The sequence below is a fragment of the Conexibacter sp. S30A1 genome (assembly GCF_023330665.1).
In the GTDB taxonomy this organism is placed as follows: domain Bacteria; phylum Actinomycetota; class Thermoleophilia; order Solirubrobacterales; family Solirubrobacteraceae; genus Palsa-465.
This window is the reverse complement of record NZ_CP097127.1, coordinates 428,199-447,454: the sequence shown is the minus strand read 5'-3', so window position 1 is coordinate 447,454 and position 19,256 is coordinate 428,199. Positions and strand designations below refer to the sequence as shown.

The 19,256-nt window shown below is 67.4% G+C and carries 17 protein-coding genes, 1 tRNA gene and 1 pseudogene; 14 read left to right on the top strand and 5 right to left on the bottom strand.

Translation table 11 applies throughout. The annotated features are described in order from the left end of the window. Window positions 1-3 precede the first annotated feature (3 nt). The 6 genes from M3M54_RS02225 (at window position 4) to M3M54_RS02200 (ending at window position 5,046) form a co-directional block, all read left to right on the top strand. Window positions 4-819 (top strand): ExeA family protein, encoded by an 816-nt coding sequence (locus M3M54_RS02225; protein ID WP_249019415.1) that lies wholly within the window; start codon window positions 4-6, stop codon window positions 817-819. After that, window positions 816-2,087 carry a YfjI family protein gene (locus tag M3M54_RS02220; protein WP_249019416.1) on the top strand — a complete coding sequence of 424 codons (1,272 nt, stop codon included), beginning with the start codon at window positions 816-818 and terminating at the stop codon, window positions 2,085-2,087. The genes M3M54_RS02225 and M3M54_RS02220 overlap by 4 nt, the downstream gene beginning before the upstream one ends. Window positions 2,088-2,671: 584 nt before the next feature. Further along, window positions 2,672-3,082, top strand: coding sequence for a hypothetical protein (locus tag M3M54_RS02215; RefSeq protein ID WP_249020560.1), 411 nt, complete (start codon window positions 2,672-2,674; stop codon window positions 3,080-3,082). Then, window positions 3,075-3,554, top strand: a complete 480-nt coding sequence (locus M3M54_RS02210; RefSeq protein ID WP_249020559.1) for a sigma-70 family RNA polymerase sigma factor — start codon at window positions 3,075-3,077, stop codon at window positions 3,552-3,554. The genes M3M54_RS02215 and M3M54_RS02210 overlap by 8 nt, the downstream gene beginning before the upstream one ends. After that, the gene (locus tag M3M54_RS02205) at window positions 3,554-3,817 is read left to right on the top strand and encodes a hypothetical protein (protein WP_249020558.1); all 264 of its coding nucleotides are present in this window, start codon (window positions 3,554-3,556) and stop codon (window positions 3,815-3,817) included. The genes M3M54_RS02210 and M3M54_RS02205 overlap by 1 nt, the downstream gene beginning before the upstream one ends. Continuing rightward, complete coding sequence (locus M3M54_RS02200; protein WP_249020557.1) at window positions 3,817-5,046, top strand: site-specific integrase; 1,230 nt, start codon at window positions 3,817-3,819, stop codon at window positions 5,044-5,046. The genes M3M54_RS02205 and M3M54_RS02200 overlap by 1 nt, the downstream gene beginning before the upstream one ends. Before the next feature lie 70 nt (window positions 5,047-5,116). Here M3M54_RS02200 and M3M54_RS02195 read toward each other — a convergent pair whose 3' ends face one another. Continuing rightward, window positions 5,117-6,034 (bottom strand): helix-turn-helix transcriptional regulator, encoded by a 918-nt coding sequence (locus M3M54_RS02195; RefSeq protein ID WP_249020556.1) that lies wholly within the window; start codon window positions 6,032-6,034, stop codon window positions 5,117-5,119. 67 nt (window positions 6,035-6,101) lie between these two features. On the opposite strand from M3M54_RS02195, the gene M3M54_RS02190 reads away from it, so the two are divergent. The 4 genes from M3M54_RS02190 to M3M54_RS02175 all read left to right on the top strand — a co-directional run bounded on the left by M3M54_RS02190 (window position 6,102) and on the right by M3M54_RS02175 (window position 10,285). Beyond that, entirely contained in the window at window positions 6,102-7,007 is a 906-nt protein-coding gene (locus M3M54_RS02190; protein WP_249020555.1) for a substrate-binding domain-containing protein, read from the top strand. Between the two features lie 10 nt (window positions 7,008-7,017). Next, entirely contained in the window at window positions 7,018-8,892 is a 1,875-nt protein-coding gene (locus M3M54_RS02185; RefSeq protein ID WP_249020554.1) for an ATP-binding cassette domain-containing protein, read from the top strand. Window positions 8,893-8,901: 9 nt separating this feature from the next. Next, window positions 8,902-8,975: transfer RNA gene (locus M3M54_RS02180), tRNA-Gly, on the top strand. Between the two features lie 689 nt (window positions 8,976-9,664). Continuing rightward, a complete protein-coding gene (locus M3M54_RS02175; RefSeq protein ID WP_249020553.1) occupies window positions 9,665-10,285 on the top strand; it encodes a phosphatase PAP2 family protein in 621 nt (206 codons plus the stop codon). 364 nt (window positions 10,286-10,649) lie between these two features. On the opposite strand, the gene M3M54_RS02170 is transcribed toward M3M54_RS02175, so the two are convergent. Continuing rightward, complete coding sequence (locus M3M54_RS02170; RefSeq protein WP_249020552.1) at window positions 10,650-11,858, bottom strand: ISAzo13 family transposase; 1,209 nt, start codon at window positions 11,856-11,858, stop codon at window positions 10,650-10,652. Between M3M54_RS02170 and M3M54_RS16870 the strand changes: the two are divergent. Further along, window positions 11,757-12,371, top strand: a pseudogene (locus M3M54_RS16870) (type II toxin-antitoxin system VapC family toxin); the annotation flags it as partial. The gene M3M54_RS02170 and the pseudogene M3M54_RS16870 overlap by 102 nt on opposite strands. Window positions 12,372-12,736: 365 nt before the next feature. Here M3M54_RS16870 and M3M54_RS02165 read toward each other — a convergent pair. Next, window positions 12,737-13,204, bottom strand: a complete 468-nt coding sequence (locus M3M54_RS02165; protein ID WP_249020551.1) for a hypothetical protein — start codon at window positions 13,202-13,204, stop codon at window positions 12,737-12,739. A gap of 286 nt (window positions 13,205-13,490) precedes the next feature. After that, complete coding sequence (locus tag M3M54_RS02160; protein WP_249020550.1) at window positions 13,491-14,336, bottom strand: class I SAM-dependent methyltransferase; 846 nt, start codon at window positions 14,334-14,336, stop codon at window positions 13,491-13,493. A 385-nt stretch (window positions 14,337-14,721) separates the two neighbouring features. Between M3M54_RS02160 and M3M54_RS02155 the strand changes: the two genes are divergently transcribed. From M3M54_RS02155 to M3M54_RS02145, 3 genes are all read left to right on the top strand, one after another. Further along, window positions 14,722-15,960, top strand: a complete 1,239-nt coding sequence (locus M3M54_RS02155; protein ID WP_249020549.1) for a hypothetical protein — start codon at window positions 14,722-14,724, stop codon at window positions 15,958-15,960. Between the two features lie 63 nt (window positions 15,961-16,023). After that, on the top strand, window positions 16,024-17,010 hold the full coding sequence (locus tag M3M54_RS02150) for an ERCC4 domain-containing protein (protein WP_249020548.1): 987 nt from the start codon (window positions 16,024-16,026) through the stop codon (window positions 17,008-17,010). 100 nt (window positions 17,011-17,110) lie between these two features. After that, a complete protein-coding gene (locus tag M3M54_RS02145) occupies window positions 17,111-18,514 on the top strand; it encodes a PP2C family protein-serine/threonine phosphatase (RefSeq protein ID WP_249020547.1) in 1,404 nt (467 codons plus the stop codon). 39 nt (window positions 18,515-18,553) lie between these two features. On the opposite strand, the gene M3M54_RS02140 is transcribed toward M3M54_RS02145, so the two are convergent. Next, entirely contained in the window at window positions 18,554-19,246 is a 693-nt protein-coding gene (locus M3M54_RS02140; protein ID WP_371878612.1) for an ATP-binding protein, read from the bottom strand. Window positions 19,247-19,256: the final 10 nt, after the last annotated feature.

Here is a 19,256-nt window from a genome sequence, read left to right as displayed (position 1 = left end):
GCAGTGAGTATTGACAGGTTGCGCGCCCATTACGGGTTCACACGCATGCCGTTCGGGAAGGATCTGGCACCGGGAATGTTGCATGCCCATGGCTCGCATGCTGAGGCGGTCGCCCGGATGGCGTGGTGCATCAGTGAGCAGGCGATCGGTGTGATCAGCGGGGAGTGCGGCGCCGGCAAAACTGTTGCTGCCCGCGCCGCTGTGGCGAGCCTTGATGCCTCAAGGCACACGGTGCTTTATCTCGGAACCCCCGGCGTCGGGTTGCGCGGTATCTACGGGCTGATCATCAACACCCTGGGCGCCACCCCTAGGTTCCATCACGCCGCTCTGATCCCCCAAGCCCAAGAGATGCTCGCCGCCGAGAGCGCGGAGCGTGGCAAGCATGTCGTGATCATCATTGATGAAGCCCATTTGCTTGACGCGGAGAGCCTGGAGGGGATCCGGTGTTTGTCAAACATGGGGATGGACCAGACCGCCCCGTTCTGTTTGCTTTTGCTCGGCCAACCCACACTTCGGCGTCGGCTGCGCAACGGCACGTTCACCGCGCTGGACCAGAGGATCGCGGTGCGTTACACGATCAACGGCCTCGACCTGAAAGAGACCCGAAGCTATGTGCAGCATCATTTGGCGCTCGCGGGCCGCTCGGACACCCTGTTCTCCGATGATGCGATCAGCCTGATCCACACCACGTCCCGTGGTCTGCCGAGGTTGATCAACAACCTCGCTGTCGCGGCGCTGGTTGCCGCGTTCGCGGCAAACAAGGCGATCGTGGATGAGAGCTCGGCACGGGTCGCCGTCACAGAGGTCTCAGCCGAATGACCGCCACCCTGTCGCTGCTTGACCCGCCACCGGAGGATCAGCCTACAAACAGCGGGCTGCTGCCAGCACCGCCAGGCTGGCCGCAAGCACCAGCACCCGCCGTCTACCACGAGCTGCTCGGCGAGATCGTGGGCCGCGTCGCCCCGCACACCGAGGCTGACCCGGTCGCGATCCTCACCCAGCTGCTGGTCGGGTTCGGTACCGCCATCGGTCGTGGCGCGTGGTTCCAAGTCGAAGCGACCCGCCATCACACCAACGAGTTCATGCTGCTGGTCGGTGACAGCGCGAAGGCGAGAAAGGGGTCATCTTGGGATCATGTCCGTCGGCTTCTGGTCAGTGTCGACACGTCGATCGACTCACGGATTCTCACCGGCCTATCCAGTGGCGAGGGGTTGATCTGGGCGGTCCGTGACCCAGCCGGCCAGGATCCCGGTCACCCTGATCAGCGGCTGCTGGTGATCGAACCAGAATTCGCGTCAGTATTGAAGGCCGCAAGCCGTGAGATCTCGACACTCTCACCAACTCTGCGCTCAGCGTGGGATGGACGGCCACTGGCGATCCTGACCCGCACCGCGCCGGCGCGCGCCAGCACCGCGCACATCACGCTAATCGGTCACATCACCCAACACGAGTTGCGCCGCCACATAACCCAGGCAGAGCTCTCCAACGGGTATCTGAACCGGATCCTGATCGTCTGCTGCCGCCGCCAGCGCCTGCTCCCAGAAGGCGGCGAACCTGACCCCCTCGCCGGCACCGGCCTTGATCGCCTGCTCGCCACGGCGCTACGCCAAGCACGCACAGCCGGCCAGATCAAGCTTGATCCCGACGCCCGGGAGATGTGGCATCACGCCTACCGCACACTCGCCCAGCCACAGGCCGGGATTATCGGCCAGATCACCGCCCGCGCCGAAGCGCACGTCATCCGCCTCGCGCTTCTCTACGCCCTCGCTGACGGCAAAACCCAGATCGGCAGCCCGCACCTGAGCGCCGCACTCGCGCTCCAGGACTACGCCACCCGGTCCGCAGCATGGGCGCTCACCGGTGCGACCGGTCAGCCACTCGCCGAACAGATCCACACCATCCTCACAAACCATCCCGGCGGACTGACCCGCAGCCAAATCAGCCAGACCCTCAACCACAACCAGCCCGCCGGGCAGATCGACCACGCCCTCCAAGCCCTGCACGCCGCCCACCGCGTCCACAGCACCCAGATCCCGACCGGCGGACGACCCGCCCAGCTCTGGGCCGCCAGCAGCAGCGGGACATAACCGGCCGGCTGCCTACCGCCACGCGCGAGTGGGTCGAATCGCTCGCCGAGCACCCGGCCGCGCCACCAGACCGGTCACTCAGAAACCTGAGCACCTCATGGCGAGCGATCAAAAGCGAAAGCGAAGCGGTCACAAACGCGCGACAAGCAACCGCAAGCCCACGACCCTGACCGCCCTTCATTGCGAGCCGATCAGCCGTCAGCCCGGGACCCCACCCCGGACTTACTTCTTCTTTCGTACCCCACCCCCCGATGCCGCCGAACAAAAGCATCACCGTCCCGAAAATCAACGGCGCTCAACACCCAAGAGCGCCCCTTGGCGGCATAGTCAACCGTTGCACATGCGTTGGTCAAAGCGTGTCCACAGTGTGCCCACAAACCCCGGTTTGCGGCGGAAAGCCCTGCAAATTGCGCTCTTGACGTGGGTTATCGCGCGTTGTAGCGTCTGCGGCGTCAAACATAGTGGCCCCGGCAGTGTTGACGCACCACCGGGGCCTACGCGAGGAAGGTCGGGCCTTCCGCGCGCGCACGCAGCCTACCGCAGGCGTTCGCGTCGCATAGGGCCTGCCCGGAAAGGGTCAGGCAATGACTAGAGGAGTTCCACGCAGGGTCGCGCAGAGCTTCAAGCGCGCCAGCCAGCCGGTCCGGGTGGTGGTGACCCTCAGCCAGGGCGAGCTTGAGGAGCTTGAGCTGCTTGTCCACTGCCGCTCACCGAAGGCGACACGCTCGGAGGTCGTGCGTGAGGCGATCGGCTGGATGCTCGCGCGTGAGGCGACGAGACTGGTGCGCTATCGCACCCTCGAAGCCAAGCGGGCTGAGGAGGAGCGCATGGCGGCCGAGGCGATGGCGTTCAAACGTCAGCAGCGCGATGTCTGGGACGCTGAGCACGAGCGCACGCTCGCGCTGGCGCTCGCCCGCGGCGAGACGACCACCATCAGCAAGCGGGCGCCGGTCACGGTGAACCAGATCATCGACGAGGTGCGCGGCGATGCTTGAGCACTACTGCCAGGCGCTCGCCCACCGCTACTACGCGCCAGGGCTTGAGGCTCAGGATCTGGCGCAGGAGGCGCGCATCGGGATCTGGCAGGCGCGCAGCGGCTTTGATCCCGATCTTGGGCCGTGGGAGCCGTTCGCACGACTGGCTGCCAAGCGTGCGGTCCTTGACGCTGTGCGCGCGGCGACACGGCAGAAGCACCGGCCGCTCGGCCAGGGCGTGCCGCTTGACGACGCACAAGCGGTCGCTGCCAGCGGCGCCGATGACCCGCTGGCGGTCGTGATCGCCCGCGAGCAGCTCCGGGCGGTGCTTGTGTGCGTGAGTACGCTCTCAGCCCGCGAAAGCGACGCGCTGGCCGGATACGTGAACGGCCACACCTATGAGACGATCGCCAAGCGCCTCGACTGGCACACCAAGGGCGTCGATAACGCCTTGAGCCGTGTTCGGCGCAAGGTGCTGGCGGTGACCGGATGATGACCGAGCGGCAGTTCGCCGAGCGGGCGCTGGACGGGCTCACAGAGGCTGCTGTGCGGCTGCTGGCCGTCTCCGCGCTCCAATCCCACCTTGAGATAGACGAGTGCCCAGGATGCTTGCGCGCACGTAGGAGCTACCTCGAGGCGCTCGCTGACGGCTGGCAGCTCGTGCCGGCCGTCGGGCTGATCTGTCCGGCTTGCGTGCAGGCCAACGATCAGGTGGCGGATCTGACGCGCGCACTGAACTACACGGAGGAGGACTGATGACTACACGCGTAACGGGCCACGTCAGCCTGCGCCAGCGCCAGCGCGGGCCGGTCTACTACCTGAAGTACCGGCTTGCGGACGGCCGGCAGGTGCAGAAGCTGCTCGGCCCGGCATGGACGGAGCGCGGCCGGCCGCCAGCGGGGTGCTACACGCGGAAGATGGCCGAGGACAAGCTCGCGGAGATCCTGACCGATGAGCGGCGCGGAACGCTGGCCGTCGAGAAGTCCGGCGCGACGTTCGCGGACGCGGCGGCAGAGTTCCTGCGCTACATCGAGCAGGACCGCGAGCGCGAGCCCGTGACGATCGGCGACTACCGCGGCGTTATCAACGGCTACCTCCTCCCCCGGTTCGGTGAGCGCGATATCGCCTCGATCACGGCACAGGAGATCGAGCGCTACCGCGACGAGCTGAAGGCGCTCAAGCGCCCGGACGGCTCGCGGCGGCTGAGCAACCGCGTGGTGGTCCGGCACTTGGTGGTGCTCAACGGCATCTTCAAGCGGGCCGCGCGCGTGTGGAAGATCCAGGTAAACCCGGCGTCCGCGGATCTGGTGGACCGTCCCCCGGTTCGCTACGACAGCGGCGCCTACAAGACGCTGGAGCCCGACGAGGTTCGTCTGGTCGCCTCGCGCATGAAGGTCCCGGAAGAGTCGGCGCTGGTGCTGACAGCCGCGTTCACGGGCCTGCGGCTCGGTGAGCTGCTGGCGCTCCGCTGGCGAGACGTTGACTGGAGCCTACGGCGCGTTCACGTCGAGCGGTCCCTGTCGCAGTTCGGGGTCGAGAAGGTCCCGAAGTCCGGCAAGGTGCGCTCCTCGGTGCTGGTGGACGAGGTGGCGGCGGCGCTCGACAGCTTGAGCCGGCGCGAGCTGTTCACGGCGCCCGACAACCTCGTCTTCTGCTCGCAGACGGGCACCTACCTGTCGCACGGCATGATGCGGCGCAGGTTCTACGCGGCGCTGGACGGCGCTGGGCTGCCGCGTGTGCGCCTGCACGACCTACGGCACTGCTTCGCCACCTTCGCGGTCCAGGCGTTCGACGTGCCCAAGGTGCAGGGTTTCATGGGACACGCGCACGTCAGCACGACGATGCGATATTGGCACCGCTCGCCAGCGCACGACGATGCGGCCCGGTTGCAGCAGGTGCTCGGCTCGACGTGTCCCGAAACGTGTCCCGAACTGCCCGCTACTGAGCGCAACTCAGAGCAACTCAGCACCTCAAATCGCCCGTAAACACTGGGGTTGCACCGGCTCCTTTGGGCCTGCAAAGCCGTTTACACCGGTTCGAGTCCGGTCGTCGCCTTCACGTGGTGGGCGCCTGGGCGTGCTCGGATGCTGCCAACACGGTGCCGCAGCCAGCCAGGTCATAGCCACCGAGGCGCGATACGCGTGCACGGTAGGGACGGCTGTTGAGCACATCGAGCAGCGCCACGAAGCCAGGGTGCTCGCGCCAGCGCGCGGCCAGCCACAGCTCCACCGTGTGTTCCTCGATCTGCACGAAGCGAAGGCCGAGCTGACGCGCGGCGCCCTCGGTGGTGAGCCCAGCGGTGCCGAGCGCCGCGGCCGCGCGGGCGGAGTCACGGTGGCTGCTGGCGACGACGCCCGCCGCTAGGCGTCCATAGCCCAGCGCCGTGGCTGCGCGGTGCAGCGCTCGCTGGCTCGAGGCGCTCTCCTGACGCTGGACGATAGGCAGTCTCGCGTCCAACACCGCATCGAGCGTCCGCATTTTCAGCTGCGGCGCCAAGCACAGCCCGACCTGCCAGCTGGCCAGCCTGACCCGCGTCAGATCGACATGGGCCCTGCCGAGGCTCCCCGGAGGCCCATGCACGACAGCACCATGAATGGCTTGCGCGTCCAGCGCTGCGAGGGCGTTGCCAGAGGTCGCGTCGATCGCGACCAGGCCTGCCCGGGCACTACTGCCGAAGCCGGTGCTCACAGCGGAAAGCATCCGCTCCGCCACCGCAAGCGCAGGGTCACATCCCGCAAGGACAAGCGCGCCAGGCCCGGGCGTAGCCGACCGCACGCGCCCCTCCGGCACGGCGAACAGCTCCTCGACCGTGCAGTCGAGCACTCGGGCGATCCGCACCGCAGCGTCGGCGGCGGGCATGTTGACGCCGGCTTCCACCGCGACGATCAGCTGGCGGCTGACGTCGGCAGCGGCAGCCAGCTCTGCCTGCGTCAGCCCCAAAGCCGACCGTCGCGTGCGTAGCTCGGCTCGCATCAGATGAATATATCTGCCAGGATTCTGGCATCGTGGCCGCCAGATGCAGCAACCGTTGGAGCCACCCGTGAGCAATAAACGCCTGGCAGACCAATCACCGCGGCGCCGGCGTGGCGCGGTTAGTGCGCTCGCCGCGACGCTCGCCGTGGTCGCCGTCACGTCCGGGTTGGCCGCCGCAGCGGCGGCGGCCAGACGCTCGGGCGTCGTGGATGTTTACTCGGCCGGGTCGCTCGACACACTGCTCAGCAAATCGATCGGGCCGGCCTTTCACCGGGCGACCGGCTATACGCTCGTCAACACTCCTGGAGGATCTTCGACGCTCGCAGCCGAGATCCGCAACAAGACCGTCGTGGCGGATGTGTTCATCAGCGCCGCCCCGTCGGTCAACGCGCTGCTCGAGGGCCGCAAGAACGGCAGCTGGGTGACGTGGTACGCCTCCTTCGCCGCCTCCCCCTACGTGCTCGGCTATTACCCGAAGGGCCGGTTTGCCCACGACCTGCGCACCATGCCCTGGTACAAGGTGATCACGATGCGCGGTTTCCGGCTCGGGCGCACGAACCCGAGCCAGGACCCTGGCGGCGTGCTTGCGGTCAGAGCACTTCGGGAAATCGCGAAGAGCAGGCATCTGCCGGCGCTCGACAGGCTAGCCAGCGAGTCCTCCGACGAATATTCGGAGACCACCGAACAGGCGGGCATCCAGAACGGCGAGCTTGACGCCTCGTTCATGTACGAGGCTGACGCCAACTCTCAGCACAGCCCGTTCGTTGCGCTAACGGGGGTGAAGGTGCGCGGCGACTACACCGTCGCGCTGCTGCGCCGCGCGCCCCACACCGCCGCAGCGGAGGCCTTCATCAGGTTCCTGCTGGGTCCGAGCGGCCAGAGGGCGCTACGCGCAGATCACTTCATCGTCCTCTCCCCCGCACGCGCGACTGGCAGCGGCGTTCCGCCGGCGCTTGGCGGCGTGATCCGCTGATGCTCGCGCCGTGAAACGCCGCCAGCCGCGCCCGCTGCCCTGGCTCGGTGGGCTACTGGCCGTCTACCTCGGCTTTCCGCTGGTGGCCTTCGTCGTGCGCGTTCTGGGCGGCGGTCAGGAGGGCTGGAACGTCCCCGGGCTGTGGTCAGCGCTGGGGGTGTCGGTGATCAGCGCGAGCGCATCGCTCTTGATCGGCGTGATCACCGGCATCCCGCTGGCCTACATGCTGGCCAGGCGCGGCGGGCGACTGAGCGGCGCGATACGGGTGCTCGTGCAGCTTCCCCTGGCGCTGCCGCCACTGGTGACGGGCATCATCCTGATCTACATCGTGGGCCCCTACTCGTTCCTTGGTCGGCTCTCCGGACAGCGACTCACGGAGACGATCTGGGGTCTCATCATCGCCCAGTCGTTTGTATCGATCCCATTCCTGGTTGTCGTCGCTCGCAGCGCCTTTGCTGCGGTCGACGAGACTCTCGGCGAGGTTGCCGCCACCCTCGGGCACGGGCCGCTCGGGCGCTTTTTGCGAGTGGATGTGCCCGCTGCCTCGGACGGCATCCGCACCGGCATGATCCTGATGTGGCTGCGTGCCTTCGGCGAGTTCGGGACGGTCGTGATCCTCGCCTACCACCCCTACAGCCTGCCGGTGTACGTGGACAACCTCTTCTCCTCAGGACCGCTCTCGCAAGCAGAGGCGCCGACCGTGCTGGCGTTTGTCGTCGCGGCGCTCGCGATCTCGCTGAGCGCAATCCACCGCCTTCCGCGTGGCCTGCGCCATGGCCAGCTGGGGCCGCCACCCGACCCCACGGCACCACAGCAAGCAGCGCCAAGCGCGCTGAGCTTCCAGATCCGCGCGAACCTAGGAAGCTTCAGCCTGACGATCGGTAATGCCGCCGTGAGTGGCCGTATGGCGATCGTCGGCCCCTCGGGGTCTGGTAAGACGCTGACCCTGCGCGCGCTGGCGGGAGTTGCCGACGTCGCAAGCGCAGCGATCCGCTGCGGCGACCGAGATCTGGCTCTGCTACCCGCCGAGCGCCGACGGATCGGCTATGTGCCGCAGGGCTACGGCCTGCTGCCAGGGCGAGCCGTCTGGGACCAGATCATGTTCGGCACCGACGCCGACCCGCACGTGGCGGCCTGGTGGCTTCAACGACTGGCGATTGGTGAGCTGATGCACCGCTACCCCGGGCAGCTGTCCGGGGGACAGCGTCAGCGCGTAAGCCTCGCGCGAGCGCTGGCGATCGCGCCTGAGCTGGTTCTGCTGGACGAACCGTTCTCCGCACTCGACACGCCGGTCAGGGCGCAGCTGCGGCGCGAACTGCGAGTGCTGCAACGAGAACACGGCCTGGCCACCGTGCTGGTCACGCACGACCCACAGGAGGCCGCGATGCTCGCCGACGAGCTGATTATCCTCGCCCGCGGCCACGTCCTGCAGGCGGGCCCCGTCAGTGAGGTGTTCAGACATCCACTGTCGCTGGAGGTCAGCTCGATCCTGGGCCTGCGCAACGTGCACCAGGGTCGGGTGACGGCCGACGGCACGCACGTGCGCAGCGGCCGCCTGAGCGTCGCGCTGGCCGAGCGGGCAACCCCGGGCGCTGATGTACTGTGGGCCGTCGCGCCCGAGCGCGTGACCGTGCTGAGCGCCCCTCACGCACGCCCGCCGGTCGATACGGCAACCCACCTCACGCTGCCGGGCATCGTCACCGACCTCATCGACCTCGGTAGCCACGTCGAGGTGACCGCCACACTCGACCCCGGGATCGAGCTCACATCGCGCACCGCCACGCCCCTTGTGGGCGGCCCGGGTGAGGCGTGCGCGATCCACCTGGAGCGGGATGCCGTCCGCGCCTGGCAGGTGACCGCTCAATCCCCTGCGCAGCTATACTGAGCGACCCACGCGGCTGTAGCTCAGTTGGCTAGAGCGTCTGCTTGCCATGCAGAAGGTCGAGAGTTCGAGTCTCTTCAGCCGCTTGTCAGAGAAGCCCTGCCAATCGCGGGGCTTTTCTTGTTGGCGGCACCTGTCGCGAGGGCCGATATCGGCTTTGCACAGCACGGCCGGACAACATTTGAAGGGTCGGGGCGTCGCTCTCGGCGTTGGTCATCTGCGCGTCTCGCAGAAGGTTGAGGCACATTCGGCGAGCGCGTCTGCCCACATGAGCGCTCGCTTCACCGTGGTTGGCCATCTCCGCGCGCGCCCGTCACTCGGTCGCTTGAGCGGCAGGTGGTCCGGCTCGATCTGCGACCAACCGGAGGCCGATTTGCCAGCGGACATCTTGGACACCCGCACCGAGTGCATGGACTGCATGGCTGGATCGAAGTTGTCTGAGCGGTCGCAGGCGGACACAGATTGGCCGATCGACACGGCGGCTCGCCCCGTGTCATCACAATCGACCGAAGCCAATCGAGCGAAGCGAGATCCTCAGCTGGAGCGACGCGGCCTCCGACGCGCGAAGCTCGCTTCGGCTGGGCCGGACCGGTTCTTCAATGCGTTGGCCGGTCTGGCGCGGAATCGCGTGGTTCATCGTGGATTGTGGTGGCTCGGCGGGACCGTCTGATGAGCGCTGGATGCAATGGCAGGCGCCTTCTCGTCAGGTGCGGAACGGACCTTCAAGTCGCACCCTGCGACCATCGATGTGAACGAGCTGCGAACATAGGGCCCTGTGGATTGGTCAATCGTTCATTCGCTAAATGGATTTCTTTTTCACCACGACGCGATCGAGGATCCGTTGCTGTGGTGGGCGCAGAACGCGGAGCTTCTGTTCCTGGTCTTCGTCCTTGGGTTAACCGCGTTCGCCCGCCATCAAAGGTTCGCGCCCGTGCGACGGGCTGCCGTCGCGGCCGGGCTGAGCGCTGGACTGGGACTGCTGGTGGGCAAAGTCATCACCGAGTTCTACGATCGCGCACGTCCGTTCGTCGCCCACCCCGGTGCGGTGCACTTGTTCGCCAGCCACGGTCGTGACGCGAGCTTTCCGAGCGACCACGCAACCGCGTCGATGGCTATCGCCGTCGCGTTGCTGCTACGCAGGCGCTTCCGGCTGGGAGCGCCTGCGCTCGTGTTAGCGGTGATCCTGGACTTCGCGCGGGTCGCGGCCGGATTCCACTACCCAACTGACGTTCTCGGCGGTGCCGCGATCGGAGCACTTGCCGCACTCGCTCTATGGGCCTCTCAGCCACGCCGGCTGATCAACGCAGTCTCCAACTTCGCGGGCGAGTGGTGGGACCGAGCCCTGGACGCTGCGCTCAAGCGCCTTCTCCGCGTCGGCGTAGCCGAGCACCGCTAGCACCTCGACGCGGTCGCCCCGGTCGACTACGAACTGCGAAACCTCCTCGCGCAGGCCGGATCTGTCGCATATGCGTGCGGCGGCCGCTCGCTGCATGGCGGGGGCGGCTTCACTGTCGCCCAGTACAGAGGCTCGAACGATCTCCACAGCAGCGGTCGAGACATGGTCAAGTCGGACCTGCAGTGATCGGGCCATGCAAGGGAGTGCGGCGCAATCCGCGCGGCCCGGACCGTGGGTGGGGCGCGCATCGGCTAGGCACCCGGAGCAGTTGCCGCAGGCACCTCACTTGCGCGTAAGGCACGCTGGACCATTGGTGCCCGGAGGACCTACAGGTTTGCTACCGGTACCGCATGCTTAGGAAGCGTCAGTCGATAAGTCGCGGTTTGATGAGGTAGTTCCACTCGCCGTGGAACTCGTCCGGGGTTAGGTTGACCGCGGCCAGTTCAGCGTCGGGGACTTCGACGCCCCGCTGGTAGGTGTTCTCATCGAGCTGGGCGTAGACCTTCAACCCCGCGGTTGAGGTCGTCGCGCCGATCAGCTCGACGATCACTTGACGAGAGACGAGCGGCCGTCCACGCCAGTTTCTTGAGATGTAGCTGAACAGGCGGTGCTCGATCTTGTTCCACTTCGACGTTCCGGGCGGGAAGTGGCAGACCTGGATCTGCAGGCCGGTCTGATCAGCGAAGCGCTGTAGCTCGGTCTTCCAAAGCCTGGTCCGGTAACCGTTAGAGCCGCCACAGTCCGCGGTGATCGTCAAGGTCTCAGCGTTGGGGTAGCGCGGTTTGCCGAGCTGCTCCCACCAGCTTCGGATCGACGCGACCGCGAACTGTGCAGTGTCGGCGTCGATCCCGACGCTCACCCACCCCTCGTCGTTGGCGATGTCATAGACACCGTAAGGGTTGACCTTGCCCAGCTGTTGGTCCTTGAAATCATGAACCCGAACCGGGATCGGATCGCCCTTCGCTCGCCACTCGCGCCCACCGTTCTTGAAGTCCCCTGACAGCTCCTTCTTCTTGGTGTCCACAGACACCGCCGGCTGCCCAGCGCTGAGCGCCGTCTGGACGGTCCGGTTGATATGACGAAACTGAGCGTCGCGATCGGGATGACTAGATCCCTCCTTGGTCTTGCGGTTGGCCTGCAAGCTGTAACCAAGGGACCGCAGATACCGCGCGACCGTCTCGTGGCTGACCTGATGCCCTTGATCGCGTAGCGCACCAGCGATCGACCTGACGCTCTTCGCGGTCCACAGAAGCGGCGACTGCGGGTCACCACGAGCATCATCCCGGACAAGCCGCTCAAGATCCGTCAGCAACATCGGATCGCTCTCACTCAACGCCTTCGGGCCCCCACCACGCACACGAACCCGGCCGTGCTCGATCGACTCGCCAGCCTGGACCTCACGCACACCACGGCGGACCGTTCCCTCATTCAGGCCAGTCGCACGAACCACCGCCGCCTGACCACCACGACCATGCGAAAGCGCCTCCGCACCAGCCCACAACCGCCGCTGACGCTCGTTCAGATCACCAGCCAACGCCCGGTAACGCTCCCCGATCGCACGCTCATCGATCACACACAAAGAGTTCTACAAAACCCACAAAACTCCTTGACTTATTATCTGACGCCTCCTAAGCGGCCGTCGGCAACCTCTTGGCTCTGCCTGACCCGCTGCCGCTCGCGGCGGGCTCGGAGCCGCCGTCCTCGGTGCTCGCGCGACTGCGGCAGCATGAGCGCCGATCAACAGCTGACCTACCTGGACTCCTCGGCGATCGGCAAGCTCGTGGTCCGGGAACCAGCGTCATCCGCGCTTCGGCGCCACCTTTCGCGGCGCCAACCGCTGGTCAGCAGCGCGCTGGCCGGCACAGCGCTCGCGCGAGCGCCGCTGCCTAGCGGACCCGAGGCGCTGGCACGGGCCGAGCAGGTTCTGCGGTGCATCCAGCTTCTACCGGTCAACGATCGGGTCCTCCACCGAGCCCAACGCATGGAGCCGCTGGAGCTGCGCTTGCGCGACGCCATGCATCTCGCCAGTGCGCACCAGCTCGGAGTGTCCGTGCGCCAGATCGTCACCTACGACGACCGTATGGCCAACGCGGCCCGCTCGCTCGGCTGGAGGGTCGTAGCCCGAGCTGATCCGCCGCGGCTGCTGCACTCACGCAAGAACACTGGAGGACACGGCGTTTACCCACCAGCCGCTCTGGGCTGCGCACGAGGCTGCAGACGACCGTGCTCTGGAGTGTGTCCCGGCAACCGCCGATGCCCTGAGACCACGCCAGCAGCCGGCGTCCGTGGGCCGCACCCGGACGAGTTTGGCCGCGCCCGGACGAGTTCGGCCGCGCCACGAGCACCTCGGTCGCAAGGGCCGGGCAGCCGCGCGCAGCCCCATCCAACCAGGATGGTCGGCCCATCAGACCAGACCGCAGCAGCAGGCATCGGACAAGCTCAGCTGCGTCTTCAGCAGGTGCCGGAGGGCACTGCGACACCAACGCCGCTGCTGGGAGCGTCCACCACGCCGGTGGAACCGTCTTCGAGTACCGCCCCCAGGTGCACGACGAACCAGAACCCACGCCAGGAGATCATTGAGGCGATACCGAGCGAGTGCAGAGCACCCCCCTCCTCATACACCAGGCGCGAGTTCGCCGTCTCCCAGTACCGGTCTCGGTTGCTGCAGACGTTCAGCGCTACCAGGTGCGCGAACGATGCCGGCACGATGACGCGGACCAGACGCGCCGTGGCCGCGCCGGCCCCGAGCAGAGCGTGCGCGGCCTTGAGATCAAGCGCGTAGTGGCCGACCAGGCGCTCGTGCCAGTCGACCTGTGGGTCGAATATCGCCTTGACCTGGACGTAAGCTGCCTCAGGGAAGAACGCTGGCATGGCGGGCGCGAGCCTTCCGGTACGAATCCCCTTCCACAGCGCCTCCATCTCGCAACGGAAAGCAGCGGTCAGCGTCGATGGCAGCTTCAGCGTCTGCGGGCGATCTGCGACCCGCCGCCCAGGGCACGCTGCAGGCGTTGGATGTCGGGCAGCGAGCTTGGCTGCTTTGACGTCAGTCGAGGCCCGACTCGACAGCGTGACGTGGGCCGCGGCAGCTGCATGCGTGCCGTGAGGCTCGCGACGCGGTCTGTCATGCCCACCGCCCAGGACCATGACCAAGGCCAGCGCGGCGATCCCGACGGCGAGCAGAGTGCGCCACAACACGCGCTTTGGGTCAGGTGGTCGTGAGCGGCTTGGTTGCCGTGAGAACGCAGGCCTCCGCGACGATCCGGCGAACCTGCACGTCCGTGTAGCCTGCCTCGCGGACAGCCGCCTCCCAGCGCGCTGCCGTCATCGGTTTCTCGCGGATACGCAGCGAGAAGAGCACGATGTTCTTTGCCAGACGCCACCAGCCGGCGGGACCTCGCGCAAGCATGGCTCTGGCCTTGGTGGTGATGATCGTCCTGTCCTCAACGCTCGCGCCTCGCCCGAACATCATGTCGCCGATGACCAGCCTGCCACCAGGTTTCAGCCAACCCAGGCAGCGGTCCAAAACCAACTCTTTGTCTGCGTCGCGAAGGTGGTGAAGCGCGTAGTTTGTGACGACCAGATCGAGGCTCTCATTTGGGAGTTCGAGCGCCTCGATCGGCGTGGCGACCGTCTTTACGTTTTCGACTCCGAGCTCACGCGCCTTTGCCTCCAAACGCTCAAGCAGCGGTCTGCTGATATCAACGGCGAGCACGTGCGCGCAGGAGGGCGCCAGCGGCAGCGTGACCTGACCGGAACCGCAGCCGATGTCCAGCGCGACCGGTGAGTGCGCCGCTTCGCAGGCCTCCACGACGGCCGCAACGACCTGCGAGAGACCGGCAGAGCTGGTCGTGTCCCAGCTCTCCGCACGACTGTCCCAGAGCTCACGTTCGCGCTTTGCCGACAGCGACTGCGCACGGGTCATCGGCTGGACACCCACGGACGGCGGCGTTGCCGCAGCCGCGAGCCGCGGCTGCGCGTCGGAGTCAGCGCCTGACTGCTCGAGCAGCACCGCCGGCTGCGGCGGTTCTATGGGGTGCTGTTCGCTGGTCATTGGTTTCGGGGAGGCCCCGGCGCGTGCTTTGCAACTCGATTGGGCGCGGCAGGAAGAAGCTCACAGGCCAAGGTCAAGGCAGTCTCAGCAAGACGTGAGACATACCTTACCTTTATCTGCACGTCCGCCGCCCGCCAGCCACCGGAACGGACCCGCCCGGCGAAGCGCAGCGGGCCACGGCACCGTCGCGGACACGTCCCGGGTGGCGACTGCAGGCTGGTCCACGACCGTGCTTTGTACCATCGAGCGGCATTGAACGCACGTGAGGTCAGAGTCGCTTTGCGCCACCGCGGCATGACCGGTCTCGCCGCGGGGCGCATGCATACGCTCGCACTCGTCGGACCGAACCGGCGAGCCGGGCTGGCGCCTACCCACGGAGACTCGGATGCCTCGTCGCCCCGAGCGTGAGCTTCGCGCGATCCGCAAGGATCTGCAACGAGCACACGACGCGCGCCACGACCGGCCCGGAGGCAGCTATCGGAGACGCAGATTGGCGCTGGCGGGAGCATTCGCTGTCGTGCTGGCGGTCGCCGGGCTGATGGGCAACGCCATCGCCGGCAGCAGCGCAAAGCGCCCAGCACGCGCGCCGCGCGAGGTCACCGCCCCGATGCAAACGACGGGCCAGACGACGACCTCACGGTCCGCCACCGACACTAAACGGACACCGCCCGCCAAGCCCCGACCGGTCGTGTCGCGCTTGGAGCTCACCTTCCAAGAGCCTTCCGATCCAGACATCGCAACCGGCAGGACCGCACTCGGGCAGCCGGTGCGTACGCTCGCGACGCTCGTGCTGTACCCGAGCGAGCGGTCTCCCGAGGGCGCCGGGACCGCGGCTCACGCGAGCGTGCGCCGGGCGTATCCGCTGGTCATCTTCTCCCAAGGCTTTGACCTCGCGCCGACCGTCTACGGCGGGCTGCTGCACGCCTGGGCCAAGGCCGGCTACGTGGTGGCGGCGCCAACTTACCCAGACACCGACAGCACCGCGCCGGGCAGGCTCTACGAAGCCGACATCGTCAACCATCCGGCGGATCTGCGCTTTGTCCTGGCTTCGCTGCTGGCGGCATCACGCAACCGGCACAGCCGCCTGTACCGCCTGATCAACCCGCGGGAGATCGCGCTGATCGGCCATTCGGACGGTGGCGACGTGACGCTCGCTGTGGCCGCGGACTCATGCTGCGAGCTGCCCCACATCGCGGCCGCTGTGATCCTCTCGGGAGCCGAGCTCAGCTCATTCGGCGGCAGCTACTTCAGCCACGGGTCACCGCCGCTGCTGGTCGCGCAGGGTAGTGCCGACACCATCAACCTGCCCGCCTGCAGCGTGCAGATCTACAACGCGGCGCCGCAGCCCAAGTACTACCTGAACATACCCAACGCCGAGCATGAACCCCCCTACGTCGACCCCGGTCCGATGCGCACCGGCGTGATCCGCGCGACCGTGGCCTTCCTGAACGCCTACCTGAAGCGACGAACGGCCGCTCTGGTCGCGCTCGACCACGGTGGCCTGTTGCCTGCGCACGAGACGCTGACCTCAGCTCCAACTGCCCCACCGCTCGCCAACACGACCGTGGTCGGCACGACAACGCTCACCACTCCCGTGACCAACACGTTCTGCCCGGGAGCCTGAAGCTCGGGGCGGACCGGCGCGAGCAGTCGCCCAATCTCCGCAGCGCCCTTCACACTGAACGCAATGGAGATGCTCCTGGCGCGTAACCCCGACCCCTCCAGCTCGCTGCCATACCTGCTGTGGCTGCCGCTTGAGGGAGGCCTGGTGTTCCGGACCAAGGGCACCTGGCCCCGCACCGGTGCCCTCTACTGCCACCCTGCCGGGCCAGAGGAGTGGCCCGAGCGGCCTGAGCTCGTCGAGCGGGTGCGACTGCGCTCCTGCGTACGCCGTGGCGCGGCGATCGACATCGTCTGCGACCGCGGCCGAGAGCAGCGCTCACAGCTTGTGTTCACGCGAGCGCGCGGCCGTGAGGCGATCTTCTGGCAGTCTCCTCGCACCCGCAAGCAATCACGCCCCGACGTGGTACTGCCGAGCGCGCGTGCGCAGGGCCTGAGCGAACTGGAGATCCTGATCGACGCACACGAGCGCTACCCGTACCGGTTCGCGGACCAGCAGGCCCGCACGACCAGGCGCGGTCTTACCTGCGGCGACTACGCCGTGGCCGTTGCGGGTCGCATCGTCTGCGCGGTCGAGCGAAAGTCCATGCAAGACCTCGTGGCGAGCCTCACCAGCGGCCGCCTGCGCTACGCACTGGCCGAGCTGGCCGCTCTCCCCCGTGCCGCCGTGGTTGTTGAGGAGGGCTACGCACGCGTGTTTTCGCACGAGTACGTGCGGCCTGCGAGCATTGCCGACGGCCTGGCCGAGCTCCAGATCCGTTGGCCCAATGTCCCGATCGTGCACTGCGAGACCCGCAAGCTGGCGTCCGAGTGGACCTATCGGTATCTGGCTGCAGCGTATGTCTGGGCGCGTGATGAACCCGCCGCACTTGCCCGCCTCGCCGCAGCAAAGACGATCGAGACCACCACCGGCCCGCCTGCTCCCGTGCCCACCAGCGCGGAGCTGCGGTCGTGGGCGCGGTCGCACGGCTTTGCGACCGCTGAGCGTGGCCGCATCAGCGCCGAGATCCGCGCCGCCTGGGAGCGGGCGCAGCTATCAGACTCCGCGGCGTAGTACAGCGTCGCACCGCGCACCTATACGATTGCCCTGCACGCAGGTGTGTCGGACTGCTCGGCGCATTCGTCACCGAACCGAACTTGGGGAAGGTCGAGGTATGAGACGCAACCGCCCGGGACTGAGGGTCCGAGTGGCTCTGACGGTGACGATCGGCGCCCTGCTCGTTGCCATCGGACTGGGTCTGTTGCTGCGCAACACGCTTCAGCTGCGCGCCAGCGCCAACGCAACGATTCGCGGCGACGCCTACCTCCTGCGAGTCGTCGACCTCGAGCGGCTCGCCGTCGACGCCGAGACGGGACTGCGCGGCGATGTGATCACGCGACGGCGGCTGTTTCTCTCGCCGCTGCGCTTCGCTGACCGGGAACTGCCCAACACCGTGCGTCTGCTCCGCCTGTCGATCGCCAGAACGGGGCTGTACGGGAGCAAGAGCAGACATCTGATCACCGCGGTGGTTGCCTACATCCGCCAGTACGTTCCGCACGTGCTGGTGCTGGTGGCGCATGACCCTGCCGCTGCGCGGTCGTTTGCGACAACGCTCGAGGGCAAGCAGAAGCTCGACACGATCCGCAGCCAGGCCGCCATCCTCGAGCGCGAGCTGTCGACGCGCGACGCGCGACGACAGGAACGGGCGCACCGGATAGCCAACCAGTCAGTGACCGACGCGATCGGCGCGCTGGTGCTGCTCACGCTGCTGACCGGCCTGACCGGCGGCTACCTCGGTCATCTGGCCGACACGCGCGAACGGGCGAGGCGGGCCAGCGAGGACACCGCACGGACGCTCCAGGAAAGCATCCTGCCGGAGGCGATCGCCGAGATCCCCGGCTGTGACCTGGCCGTCCGCTTCCTGCCCGGCGCCGGGCCCGTCAGCGGCGACTTCTACGACGGGTTCGCCGTCTCCACGGACACGTGGGCGCTGATCATCGGTGACGTTTGTGGCAAGGGGGCGGCCGCTGCGGCGGCCACGGCGATGGCCCGCTGGACACTGCGCAGCTCGCTCGAGCAGGGGGCCACACCCGAACAGGCGCTCAGGCTGCTGAACTCGGTGATGCTCGGAAGGCAAAGCGACAGACGCTTCATCACGGCGGTCTGCATGGCGATCCGGGTGACCCCAGGCTCAGCGCGAGTCGATCTCGCCGCCGCCGGGCATCCGCCACCGATCCACCTCCGCACCGGCGCGGCCCCACGCGCCGTTGATGCACATGGGGATCTGCTGGGGGTCTTTGACACGATCCGCCTGAGCACCAGCACTTTCGAACTCGAACCAGGCGACGCGCTGGTGGCCTACACCGATGGCGTGACCGACCAGGGTCCGGGCCCGCGCGAAACGCCGGAGCGGGCGCTGGCCACCCAGGCGGGCGCTGACGCCAACGCGCTGGTCGCGACGCTCGAGCGTCTGGCCCAGTCCCCGCCCGGACCGCATCCTGACGACATAGCGATCATCGCACTGCGTTTTCTCGGTACACGCCAGCAGCTTGTGGTGCCCTCCACGGCCGACGCGTGAGAGCCTCGGCACAGCGGCATTCATAGCAGAGCAACACGGCTACTCCGGCGGACCATCCTGGTCGGCGAGCAGCACGTCCGCAAAGATGAAGCCGTCGCGCACAACCACCTCCCCGGGCCGCACGGCGATCGGCGCACGGAAGCCGGGGCCATCAACCACGACCGTGTGAAACTCGCCGTTCTCGCCGCAGGGGTCGACCCCCGCCGGCAGGCGCGCGAGCAGGGCCTCGTCATACCAGCAACCGGCGATGGGCTCAACGACCTGGGCGCTGTCGACGCAGGCGACAATCGCCTTGACACCGGACCTGAGCGCCTGACGCGCCAGCTCGGCGGTTGGCTGTCCCCAGAGCGGAAACTGCGGTTCGATCCCAGACCCGGCCAGCGCCCGCTCGCGGTAGCCACGCACGTCCTGCAGATAGAGATCGCCAAACACCATCACATCGATCCCCTCGCCGCGCGCGCGGGCGACCGCCGCACCCATCAGCCGCTCGTAGTCCTCGTTGCTGCACGGCCACGGCAGCTCCACCACGTGCAACGGCAGTCCCAGTGCCCCGGCCTGCGCCTGAAGCAAAGCGCGCCGCACGCCGTGCATGGCGACGCGGTCAAACTCGCTGTTTACGGTGGTGAGCAGGCCAACCACCTCAAGCTCACCCGCCTCACGGACGCTGTCAAGCGCCATCGCACTGTCCTTACCCGAGGACCAACTCACCCACGCTCGCGGTCGGCTGCTCACCAGGCGCAGG

Bases quoted from the DNA above. Each gene is read 5' to 3' on its own strand.
- M3M54_RS02220 (WP_249019416.1), top strand. From the start codon at position 816: ATGACCGCCACCCTGTCGCTGCTTGACCCGCCACCGGAGGATCAGCCT.
- M3M54_RS02215 (WP_249020560.1), top strand. From the start codon at position 2,672: ATGACTAGAGGAGTTCCACGCAGGGTCGCGCAGAGCTTCAAGCGCGCC.
- M3M54_RS02210 (WP_249020559.1), top strand. From the start codon at position 3,075: ATGCTTGAGCACTACTGCCAGGCGCTCGCCCACCGCTACTACGCGCCA.
- M3M54_RS02205 (WP_249020558.1), top strand. From the start codon at position 3,554: ATGACCGAGCGGCAGTTCGCCGAGCGGGCGCTGGACGGGCTCACAGAG.
- M3M54_RS02200 (WP_249020557.1), top strand. From the start codon at position 3,817: ATGACTACACGCGTAACGGGCCACGTCAGCCTGCGCCAGCGCCAGCGC.
- M3M54_RS02195 (WP_249020556.1), bottom strand. From the start codon at position 6,034: ATGCGAGCCGAGCTACGCACGCGACGGTCGGCTTTGGGGCTGACGCAG.
- M3M54_RS02165 (WP_249020551.1), bottom strand. From the start codon at position 13,204: ATGGAGGCGCTGTGGAAGGGGATTCGTACCGGAAGGCTCGCGCCCGCC.
- M3M54_RS02160 (WP_249020550.1), bottom strand. From the start codon at position 14,336: ATGACCAGCGAACAGCACCCCATAGAACCGCCGCAGCCGGCGGTGCTG.
- M3M54_RS02155 (WP_249020549.1), top strand. From the start codon at position 14,722: ATGCCTCGTCGCCCCGAGCGTGAGCTTCGCGCGATCCGCAAGGATCTG.
- M3M54_RS02150 (WP_249020548.1), top strand. From the start codon at position 16,024: ATGGAGATGCTCCTGGCGCGTAACCCCGACCCCTCCAGCTCGCTGCCA.
- M3M54_RS02145 (WP_249020547.1), top strand. From the start codon at position 17,111: ATGAGACGCAACCGCCCGGGACTGAGGGTCCGAGTGGCTCTGACGGTG.